The organism is Streptomyces griseus (assembly GCF_900460065.1).
Classification (GTDB): Bacteria; Actinomycetota; Actinomycetes; order Streptomycetales; family Streptomycetaceae; genus Streptomyces; species Streptomyces griseus.
Genome location: NZ_UAVD01000044.1, coordinates 1 through 10,799, shown reverse-complemented (window position 1 = coordinate 10,799; position 10,799 = coordinate 1). Strand labels below are relative to the sequence as shown.

The window sequence follows — 10,799 nt, the reverse complement described above, 5'->3', positions numbered from 1 at the left end:
CCGCGACAAGGTCGCCTCCTACGTCACGGGCGCCGCCGCCCAGGGCGCGGAGGTCGTCCTGGACGGCACGGGCCACACGGTCGACGGCTTCGAGGACGGCCACTGGATCGGCCTCTCCCTCCTGGACAAGGTCTCCACCGACTCCGACGCGTACAGGGACGAGATCTTCGGCCCGGTGCTGTGCGTGCTCCGCGTGGACACCTACGAGGACGGCGTCGCCCTCATGAACGCCTCGCCGTTCGGCAACGGCACCGCGATCTTCACCCGCGACGGCGGCGCGGCCCGCCGCTTCCAGCTGGAGATCGAGGCCGGCATGGTCGGGGTCAACGTCCCGATCCCGGTCCCCGTGGGCTACCACTCCTTCGGCGGCTGGAAGGACTCCCTCTTCGGCGACCACCACATCTACGGCAACGACGGCGTGCACTTCTACACCCGCGGCAAGGTCGTCACCACCCGCTGGCCCGACCCGGCCGACGCCCCCGCCGGCGTCGACCTCGGCTTCCCGCGCAACCACTGAGGGCCCCCGCCGCTCACACCGGTTCCCGCCCGCACCGGCGTGCGGGCGGGAACCGCCTCCCCGCGAAAACCGGATGCCGGGCCACCGCCCAGCCCCGCATCCTGTGACCCATGAACACCCAGGCCCTCCCTCCCCGTTACGAGATCCGCGCCCGGCAGAGCGCCACCACGGTCACCGTCTACCAGGCCTACCGCCCCGCCATCGGGCTGCCCGCCGCCCGCGACGGGCGGTTCCCCGCGGCCTGGAAGCGGGACCGGATGACCTGGATCAAGCCCAGCTTCCTGTGGATGATGTACCGCTGCGGCTGGGGCACGAAGGAGGGGCAGGAGGTCGTCCTCGCCGTCGAGATCGACCGGGGCGGCCTGGAGTGGGCCCTCGCGCACGCCGAACTCTCCCACTACGCGGCCGAGGTCCACCCCGACCAGGCGTCCTGGAAGCGGAGCCTGCGCACGGCCCCCGCCCGGGTCCAGTGGGATCCCGAACGCGACCTCGACCTGAACCCCCTCCCGTACCGCTCCCTCCAGCTGGGGCTGAGCGGTGAGGCCGCCCGGCGGTACGCGGACGAGTGGACCGTGTCCGTCCGCGACGTCACCCCGCTCGCGCGCGAGGTCCACGCGGCGGTCAGGGCGGGGGAGCGGGAGCGGGCTGCCGCCCTGCTGCCCGTGGAGACACCGCTCGACCTCGCCGCGCCCCGGCCGGTCCGGGCCGCTTCCCCGGCGCCCGCACGCACGGCGGGCATGTGACTTTCGGCAGTGCCGCAAGGCTCCCGGTCTCCGTAGCCTCTCCCTCGTGAACAGCTTCTTCCCCGGGAACAGGACCGCTCGTGGGCCCCGCCCCGGATGGGCGGACCCGGGAGGCCTGCTGGTGCCCGCCGCGGCGGCCCTGGGCGCGCTGAGCCTGGTCGGCTGGTGGTGGGGCCTGCCGACCGCGATCGTCGCGTTCGTCGCGGGGCGGGGACCCGGGCGCGGCGGCACCGTCGTCCTGGTCCTGGCCGGGACGCTCGTGGCCGGGGCGGCGGCGGTGGCGGTGGTGCCGTCCCTGCTCGCCCTCGGGACGCAGTTCGTGGCGGTGATCGTCCTCGCCGTGCTCGTGCCCTGGTTCGTGGGACGGTTCTCCCGTCAGTACCGGGAGCTGGTCCGGGCCGGCTGGGAGAAGGCCGAACAGCTGGAGCGGGAGAAGCAGTTGATCGCCGAGCAGGCGAGGCTGCTGGAACGGGCCCGGATCGCCCGGGACATGCACGATGTGCTGGGCCACGACCTCAGCCTGATCGCCCTGTCGGCCGGGGCCCTGAAACTGGCGCCCGGCCTGGACGAGCGGCACCGGCGGGCGGCCCAGGACATCCGGGGCAGGGCCGGTGCGGCGGTGGAGCGGCTCGGCGAGGTGATCGGCGTCCTCCGGGAGGAGAGCGAGGGCCCGCCGCAGGGGCCGCGCGACTCCGACATCGCCCGGCTCGTCCGGGACGCGCGGGCCTCCGGGCTCGACGTCGAACTGACGGTGGCGGGCGAGGCGGAGGCGCACCTGCCGCCCGCCGTCGAACGCGCCGCGCACCGGGTCGTGCAGGAAGGCCTCACCAACGCGGCCAAGCACGCCCCGGGCCGGTCGGTGACCGTCGAGCTCTCGCACACGGCGACCGAGACCCGGGTGGTGGTCCGCGACGGAGCGCCGGCGACACCGCCCGGGGCCCCGGGCGACCCGCCGACCCGGCGCCGGGGTTCCGCCGGGCACGGGGAAGGCGGACTCGCCGGGCGCGGGGGCCGGGGCCTCATCGGGCTGGACGAGCGCGTCCGGCTCGTCGGCGGCACCCTCGACCACGGCCCCGGGGGCGGCGGGTTCACCCTCGACGCCCGGCTGCCCCACCACGCCCCGGCGCAGCCCGCGCCCCGGCCCGCCGCCGTCGGGGCGGGCCCCGGGCCGACCGGATACCGGCGGGCGCGGCGGCGGGTCCGCCGCACCCTGCTCACCGCGCTGGCGGTTCCGTCGGCAGCGGGCGCGGTGCTGCTCGCCGGGGTCGGGATGTGGGAGACGGTGGCCGCGTCCCGGTCCGTCCTCGACCCGGGGGACTACGCCCGGCTGCGGGTGGGGGAGGATCGGGCCGATCTACGGAAGGTGCTGCCGGACCGGCAGTCGGTGCGGCGGCCGACGGACGCCGGGCCGCAGGAACGAGGGGTGACGTGCGAGTTCTACGCGATGACGGCCGACCGCTTCGACGACCGGTCCGGAGACGCGTACCGGCTCTGCTTCCGGGACGGCAGGCTGGTCTCCCGCGACGCGCTGACACCGTGAGCGCCCGGTGAACCGGCGGCCCGACGCGACCCGGACGGCGGACCCGACCGGCGCGGACCCGCTCCCGTCGGCGGACGGACCTCCCACGCACACGTCCCGGGCGGCGGACGGGACTCCGCCCGGGACTCCGCCCGGGACGATCCGGGTCCTGGTCGCCGACGACGAGCCCATGATCCGGGCCGGCGTCCGCGCCGTCCTCGCCACCGACCCGGGCATCGAGGTCGTCGCCGAGGCGGCCGACGGGCGCGAGGCGGTGGAGCTGGTCCGAGCGCACCGCCCGCACGTGGCCGTCCTCGACGTACGGATGCCGGGGACCAACGGCCTCGACGCCGCGGCCGAGATCCGCCGCACCCTGCCCGCCACCGGGGTCGTCATGCTGACCACGTTCGGCGAGGACGACTACATCCTGCGGGCGCTGGGCTGCGGGGCCGCCGGATTCCTCATCAAGTCCGGCGAGCCCGAGGAACTCGTCGCCGGGGTGCGGGCCGTGGCCGAAGGCGCCGCCTATCTGTCACCGAAGGTCGCCGCCCGCGTGGTGGCGCACCTCGCGTCCACCGGGGCCGGGGCCCTGGCCGGCCGGCGGGACGCCGCCCGGGACCGGGTCGCCGGGCTGACGCCCCGGGAGCGCGAAGTGCTGTCGCACCTCGGCGGAGGGCTGTCCAACGGGCAGATCGCCCGGCGGCTGCACCTGGTCGAGGGAACGGTCAAGGCGCACGTCAGCTCCGTCCTGGCCCGCCTCGGCGTCGACAACCGGGCCGCGGCGGCCGTCGTCGCCCACGAGGCCGGGATCCTGCCCCCACCACCGCCACCGGCCGAGCAGCGCTGAGGCCAGCAGACCGGCGGGGTGGAGCAGCACGACGATCGCCGCGGTGACGACCGCCCCGCCGAGCACCGCCCCGGCGATCACGTCGTGCGGGTAGTGGACCCCCACCAGGACCCGCAGCAGCGCCGCCGCCACGGCCAACGGCAGCGTCACCGCGGCCAGTCGGGGCCGCCGCACCGCCAGCCCGACCGCGAGGGCGGCGGCCAGGGTGGCGTGGTTGCTCGGGAACGACCAGTCGCCCGGCTCGGGGCACGCGGCGACCGCCCGGGCGCCGTCCACCGCCCGGCACGGACGTTCCTCGTCGACGACCAGCTTCAGCGCCTCGCTGACGGCGTACGCCACGACCGTCCCGGCGCCGATGAGCACGGCCCCCGCCACCGCGCCCGCGTCCCTCCGGCGTACGGCCGTCCAGCAGACCCCGAGCAGCAGCAGGCCGAGAACGATCAGCGTGGCCTCGGAGGACAGCTCCAGGAGGTGCCCCAGCCACTCCGGACCGTCCCCGGCCGCTCCCGACACCGACCGGTAGAGGGAGACGGAAGTCCCCTGGGTGACCTCCCTCGGGCCGGGCTGCCCCAGGCCCCCCGGCGACAGCGCCCCGATCACGGCGGCGGCCGACGCCAGCAGCGCGGCCGACCCGAACAGCCGCGCGGGCCAGTGGTGTTGATGTGTGTGCTTTGCCATACCGCGAACGTACGGAGGCGCCACGGCCCGGCGCGGGGGCCGAACGGCAGGAGCCGCCCCCGACGAAGGTCGGGGTTGACGCCCGAAAGCAGGCGATCAGCATCAGGTGACCCTCCGCGGCGAGGAAGCGGGCGGCCCACTCCTCCCGGGGCGGTGCGTCGAGGAGATGGCCGGCGGCCAGGAGTTCCTTGCCGGTCGTAGCGCGTCGCATGTCCACCATGGCCTCCCGGGGCAGCGGGTCCGAGGACATTCTGTACCGCGTCCGGAGTACGGCGGGGGCGCGGCGTACCTCTCAAGGAGGCCGCCCGCCTCCCCCTGGCGGCACTCAACCGAGTTGCGTCCTCCGTTTAGGGTCGAGGGATGGAGACCCCTACTGCTCGATGGCGGCGCCTGCTGCCCCGTACCCCTGGCCGGTGGGCCGCGGTCGGCGCCGCGCTCGCCGTGCTCGTGGGCGGCGGCACCTGGACCGCCGTCGCCGACGACGGCAAGCCCGCCGTGCAGCGCGAGGACCGGATCCTGCGCATGGACGGGGTGCCGATCGACACCTCGTACTTCCGTGCCGAGGGTTCCGGCAAGCGGCCCGCCGTGCTCATCGGGCACGGTTTCGGCGGCAGCAAGAACGACGTCCGGGCCCAGGCCGAGAAGCTGGCCGCCGACGGCTACGCCGTGCTGACCTGGTCGGCGCGCGGCTTCGGCGAGTCCGGCGGGGAGATCTCCCTCAACGACCCGGACCACGAGGTCAAGGACGTCTCCCGGCTCATCGACTGGCTCGCGACCCGGCCCGAGGTGGAGCTGGACGGCAAGGGCGACCCCCGGGTCGGTCTCACCGGGGCCTCCTACGGCGGGGCCGTCTCCCTGCTGGCCGCCGGGCACGACGAGCGCGTCGACGCCATCGCCCCCGTCATCACCTACTGGAACCTCGCCGACGCCCTCTTCCCCGACGGGGTCTTCAAGAAGCTCTGGGCCGGGATCTTCATCACCACCGGCGGCGGCTGCGAGAAGTTCGAGAAGCGGCTCTGCGCGATGTACGAGCGGGTCGCCATCAGCGGCAAGCCCGACGCCGAGGCGGTCGACCTCCTCACCGAACGCTCCCCGTCCGCCGTCGCCGACCGCATCAAGGTCCCCTCGCTCCTCCTCCAGGGACAGTCCGACTCCCTCTTCCCGCTCGGCCAGGCCGACGCCATGCAGAAGGCGATCAGCGCCAACGGCGCACCGGTCTCCGTCGACTGGATCTCGGGCGGGCACGACGGCGGCGACAACGAGACCGGGCGGGTCGAGAGCCGCGTCGGCTCCTGGTTCGACCGCTATCTCAAGAAGGACACCGGCACCGACACCGGGCCCGCCTTCCGCGTCACCCGCACCGGAGGCGTCGACTCCACCGACGGCGCCGCCCTCCTGCGCGGCGCGAGCGGCGACACCTATCCGGGGCTGCGCGGCGACGGCCGGGACATCGCGCTCGACGGCGGGACGGAGACCTTCCGCAACCCGGCCGGATCCGCACCGCCCGCCATCTCCGCCGTGCCCGGCGTCGGCGGCTCACTCGCCCAGCTGTCCTCCCTCGGCGTCGGGCTCTCGCTCGACTTCCCGGGACAGTTCGCCCGCTTCGAGTCGGCCCCGCTGGACACCTCCGTACGCGTCACCGGCACGCCCACCGTGCGGGTGAACGTGACGGCGAGCGGCGGCCGGGACGCGGTGATCTTCGGCAAGGTCTACGACGTGTCGCCGGACGGCAGGCAGCAGGTGCTGCCCCACCAGCTCGTCGCACCCCACCGCGTCACCCCGGACCAGCAGGGCAGGCCGGTGGAGCTGGCCCTGCCCGCCGTGGACCACGAGTTCGACGCCGGACACCGGATGCGGCTGGTGTTCTCCGCGACCGACCTCGGCTACGCGTCCCCGGCCGAGCCCGCCACGTACACCGTCACCGCCGACGGACCGCTGACCGTCCCCACCGCACCCGACGTGACGACCGCCGCTGCCCCGCTGCCCCGGTGGACCTGGGGGCTCCCGGCCGCCGCCCTCGTCGTCGCGGCCGGCCTGCTGCTCACCGCCCGCCGCCGCACCGCGACGCCCGCGCCGGACCCCGCGCTCACCGACGTACCGCTCCAGATCACCGGTCTCTCGAAGAAGTACGCCAAGGCGGTCGACCGCTACGCCGTGCGCGAGCTGTCCTTCCGCGTCGAGAAGGGCCAGGTGCTCGGGCTGCTGGGACCCAACGGGGCAGGCAAGACGACCACGCTGCGCATGCTCATGGGGCTCATCACCCCCGACGAGGGCGAGATCCGCGTCTTCGGGCAGGCCATCAGGCCGGGTGCGCCGGTGCTGTCCCGGGTCGGGGCGTTCGTGGAGGGGGCCGGGTTCCTGCCCCACCTCTCCGGGCGCGCCAACCTCGACCTCTACTGGCAGGCCACCGGCCGCCCCGCCGAGGACGCGCACATCGAGGAGGCCCTGGAGATCGCCGGGCTCGGCGACGCGCTCGCCCGTGCCGTGCGGACGTACTCCCAGGGCATGCGGCAGCGGCTCGCCATCGCCCAGGCGATGCTCGGCATGCCGGATCTGCTGATCCTCGACGAGCCGACCAACGGGCTCGACCCGCCGCAGATCCGCGAGATGCGGGACGTGATGATCCGGTACGCGGCCGGCGGCCGGACCGTGATCGTCTCCAGCCACCTCCTCTCCGAGGTCGAGCAGTCCTGCACGCACCTGGTCGTCATGGACCGGGGCCGGCTCGTGCAGGCCGGTCCGGTCGCCGAGATCACCGGCTCCGGCGACATGATCCTGGTGACCACGGCCGATGAGGTGTCCGAGCCGCTCGCGGAGAAGGTCGCCGCCCTGCCCGGCATCGGCTCCGCGGTCCGCACCGACGACGGGCGCGGACTGCTCGTCCGCCTCGACGGGGCCACCACCTCCCGGCTGGTCGCCGAGCTCGTCCGGCTCGACGTCCCGGTCACCGGCGTCGGACCGCACCGCCGCCTGGAGGACGCCTTCCTCACCCTCATCTCCTCAGGAGCAGCATGAGCGCCCCCGTCCAGCCCCCCGAGGCCCGGGTGGAGCCCGGACATCCGGAAGCCCCCGGCTACCGCGCCGGGCGCACCCTTCCCCTCCGTGTCGAGGCCATGCGGCAGTTGCGCAGACGGCGCACCCTCCTGATGGGCGGAATCCTCGCCGCCCTGCCCTTCATCCTCATCATCGCGTTCGCGATCGGCGGCACGCCGGACGGCGAGGACGGCGGCGGAGGAGGCGGCCGGGGAGGCGGCCGGATCAACCTGATGGACGTGGCGACCGAATCCGCCGCGAACTTCGCCGCCACCTCGCTGTTCGTCTCGGCCGGTTTCCTGCTGGTGGTTCCGGTGGCCCTGTTCTGCGGGGACACCGTCGCCTCCGAGGCGAGCTGGTCCTCGCTGCGCTATCTGCTCGCCGCGCCCGTGCCGCGCGTCCGGCTGCTCTGGTCCAAGCTCGTCGTCGCCCTCGGCTTCAGCCTGGCCGCGATGGTGCTGCTGCCGGTTGTCGCCCTGGCGGCGGGCACGGCGGCCTACGGATGGGGGCCGCTGAAACTGCCCACCGGGGGAGCGCTGTCGGCCGGGGAGACGGTGCCCCGCCTCGCGATCGTCGTGGCGTTCATCTTCGTCTCCCAACTGGTCACGGCGGGACTGGCGTTCTGGCTGTCCACGAAGACGGACGCCCCGCTCGGCGCGGTCGGCGGCGCGGTGGGCCTCACCATCGTCGGCAATGTGCTGGACGCGGTCACCGCGCTCGGCTCCTGGCGCGACTTCCTGCCCGCGCACTGGCAGTTCGCCTGGGCCGACGCCCTCCAGCCGCAGTTGGAGTGGGGCGGCATGATCAAGGGCACGGCCGTATCAGTGACCTATGCCCTGATCCTGTTCGCGCTGGCCTTCCGCGGGTTCAGTCGTAAGGACATCGTGTCCTGAACCTGATGTTCCGCCGGTTCACCGCCCGCTGTTGCCGCATCGAGATGGTTCCGCAACGCTTTCGTCGACTCCGGTCGGCGACCCCGTACGTCACATTCACAGGTGTCGAGGACACCGTGACGACGTGGGGGGTTACACATGCACCAGGCAGGCCGACGACACGCGCAGCGGGCGGAAGGCAGGGCGGAGGGCACGGCTGCGGGCACGACGGACGGCAGGGGAGGCGTCCGGGCGGGGGGCCGCCGGGCGGGAGCCGTGGCACTCCTGCTGGCGGGCGCCGTGGTCCTCACCGCGTGCGGCAGCGGTGACAGCGCCTCGGACGGCAAGCGCGACCTGACCTCGGACACGCGCCGCGGCCAGGGCTCGACCGGCGGCGGACAGCCCGCGCCGGACGCGCCGGACGCGCCGGACGCGGCGGCCGGGGAAGGCCGGTCGGCGGCGCCGACGGGGGAGCCCGGGGACGAGAGCGGGCGGCCGGACGTCGCCGCGCCCGACTACCTCTCCACCTTCGCCCTGGACGTGGACACCGCCAGCTACGGCTATGCGCGCCGCACCCTGGGTGACGGCAGGCTGCCCGCGCCGGAGGAGGTACGCCCCGAGGAGTTCGTCAACAGCTTCCGCCAGGGGTACGAACGGCCGAAGGGCTCCGGCTTCTCGGTGAACGTCGACGGGGCGCGCATCGGCGCGGGGAAGGGCGGGGGCGGTGGAACCGGAGCCTCCGACTGGTCGCTGCTCCGGGTCGGCCTGGCCACCGAGGCCGCCCCGTCGACCGCCGAACGGCCCCCGGCGGCGCTCACGTTCGTCGTCGACATCTCGGGTTCCATGGCCGAGACCGGCCGCCTGGACCTGGTCAGGAAGTCGCTGGCCGTCCTCACCGACGAACTGCGCGACGACGACTCCGTCTCCCTGGTCACCTTCAGCGACGCGGCCGAGACCCGGCTCCCGATGACCCGCCTCCAGGGCAACCGGAACCGGATCAAGGACGCGGTGGACGAGATGCGGCCGGAGCAGTCCACCAACGTCGAGGCGGGCATCACCCGAGGCTACGAGGAGTCCGTCGAGGGCCACCGCAAGGGCGCCACCAACCGGGTCGTGCTCCTCTCCGACGCGCTGGCCAACACCGGCGACACCGAGGCCGACGGAATCCTGGAGAGGATCGACTCCACCCGCCGGGAGTACGGCATCACCCTCTTCGGCGTCGGTGTCGGCAGCGACTACGGCGACGCGTTCATGGAACGGCTCACCAACAAGGGCGACGGGAACACCACGTACGTCGGGGACGAGGCGCAGGCCCGCAAGGTCTTCGTCGACCAGTTGCCCGCCCACCTGGAGATCCGGGCCCGCGACGCCAAGGCCCAGGTGGCGTTCGACCAGAAGACCGTGAAGCAGTTCCGGCTGATCGGCTACGAGAACCGCAAGGTCGCCGACGAGGACTTCCGCGACGACAGCGTCGACGGCGGCGAGGTGGGCCCCGGCCACACGGTGACCGCTCTGTACGCCGTACGGCTGCGCGAGGGCGCGTCCGGCACCGTGGCGAAGGCCACCGTGCGCTGGCTCGACCCCAAGACCCGCAAGGCCCGGGAGGAGACCGGAACCGCGACGACCGGGGCGATCGACGGCTCCCTGTGGGGCGGCGCGGGTGAGCGGCTCCAAGTAGCGGCCGTGGCGGCCTACTTCGCCGATCACCTGCGGGGCGGCGACCTGCCCGGAGCGCCCGGGCTCGGTGAACTCGCCTCGCGGGCCGCCGGGCTGGCGGAGACGACCGAGGACAGCTCGGTCACGAAGCTGGCCAAGGCCATCGGGCAGGCGGACCGGATCGAGCGAGGCTCCGGAACGGACGACGCGCCGGGAGCGGACGAGGGCGAGATCGGCTGAGGCGGGCGGGCGGGCCGGGGGCGGGCCGGGACTGGGCCGCGGGGGCACAGAAGGACACCAGGCCCCACGCGAGCGCCGAGACCGCGGGACACGGGTCATTCGAAAGTCGGTTCGGTCCAGGGGCGTTCGGGGCGATGATGTCCGCCATGACCAACCTTTTCCTCGTGCTCGCCACGATCGTGAACGGCCTCTACGCGGGCTTCATGCTGACCTTCCTGATCGCGATCATGCCCGGCCTCGGCGACCTGACGGACGAGCAGTTCACCGCGGCCATGCGCCGCTTCAACGAGAAGGTCCCCGGACCGGTCTTCCTCATCCTGTTCCTCGGCGTCGTCGCGCTGCCCGCCGCGGCCTTCTTCACCGGCCTCGGCGAGCACGGCGACGCCGCGGGCCCCGCCATTCTGGGCGCGCTGGTCTGCGTGGTCGCCGGCCATCTGGTGACCGTGGTCGGGAACATCCCGCTCAACAACGCCCTCGCCGCGTCCGAGGGCGGCGACGACAGTGCGGCCCGCGCGGCCTTCGAGTCCCGCTGGAACACCCTCCACCAGGTGCGCACCGCATTCGCGCTGGTGGCGTGCGTCCTGCTGGCCGTCGCCCTGTAGGGCGGGCCGCGCACGGGCGGACGAGGGCGGGAAACCGGGGGAACTACCGGTCTCCCCCCTCTGCCCCTGCCCCCGCCTCCACCCGTCCCGGA

The 10,799-nt window shown here is 74.3% G+C and carries 8 protein-coding genes and 1 pseudogene; 8 read left to right on the top strand and 1 reads right to left on the bottom strand.

Going from position 1 to position 10,799, the window contains the following annotated elements; all coding sequences use genetic code 11:
- From DTB53_RS30710 to DTB53_RS30695, 4 genes are all read left to right on the top strand, one after another.
- Positions 1-517, top strand: a 517-nt coding sequence (locus DTB53_RS30710; RefSeq protein ID WP_146777734.1) for an aldehyde dehydrogenase family protein, incomplete at its 5' end; no start/stop codon positions are given.
- Positions 518-627: 110 nt separating this feature from the next.
- Positions 628-1,260: a DUF4291 domain-containing protein gene (locus DTB53_RS30705; protein ID WP_012380910.1), complete on the top strand. Its 633-nt coding sequence runs from the start codon at positions 628-630 to the stop codon at positions 1,258-1,260.
- A 121-nt stretch (positions 1,261-1,381) separates the two neighbouring features.
- Entirely contained in the window at positions 1,382-2,800 is a 1,419-nt protein-coding gene (locus DTB53_RS30700; protein ID WP_042497163.1) for a sensor histidine kinase, read from the top strand.
- A 139-nt stretch (positions 2,801-2,939) separates the two neighbouring features.
- A complete protein-coding gene (locus DTB53_RS30695) occupies positions 2,940-3,626 on the top strand; it encodes a response regulator (RefSeq protein WP_075025249.1) in 687 nt (228 codons plus the stop codon).
- Here the strand turns inward: DTB53_RS30695 and DTB53_RS38135 are convergent.
- Positions 3,606-4,304 (bottom strand): annotated as a pseudogene (locus DTB53_RS38135) (phosphatase PAP2 family protein); the annotation flags it as partial. The gene DTB53_RS30695 and the pseudogene DTB53_RS38135 overlap by 21 nt on opposite strands.
- A 360-nt stretch (positions 4,305-4,664) precedes the next feature.
- On the opposite strand from DTB53_RS38135, the gene DTB53_RS30680 reads away from it, so the two are divergent.
- From DTB53_RS30680 to DTB53_RS30665, 4 genes are all read left to right on the top strand, one after another.
- Entirely contained in the window at positions 4,665-7,319 is a 2,655-nt protein-coding gene (locus DTB53_RS30680) for an alpha/beta fold hydrolase (protein ID WP_012380914.1), read from the top strand.
- A complete protein-coding gene (locus DTB53_RS30675) occupies positions 7,316-8,230 on the top strand; it encodes an ABC transporter permease (protein WP_012380915.1) in 915 nt (304 codons plus the stop codon). Before DTB53_RS30680 ends, DTB53_RS30675 begins: the two co-directional genes overlap by 4 nt.
- Before the next feature lie 138 nt (positions 8,231-8,368).
- The gene (locus DTB53_RS30670) at positions 8,369-10,105 is read left to right on the top strand and encodes a vWA domain-containing protein (protein ID WP_012380916.1); all 1,737 of its coding nucleotides are present in this window, start codon (positions 8,369-8,371) and stop codon (positions 10,103-10,105) included.
- 134 nt (positions 10,106-10,239) lie between these two features.
- A complete protein-coding gene (locus DTB53_RS30665) occupies positions 10,240-10,707 on the top strand; it encodes an anthrone oxygenase family protein (protein WP_003969097.1) in 468 nt (155 codons plus the stop codon).
- The last annotated feature ends 92 nt before the right edge of the window (positions 10,708-10,799 follow it).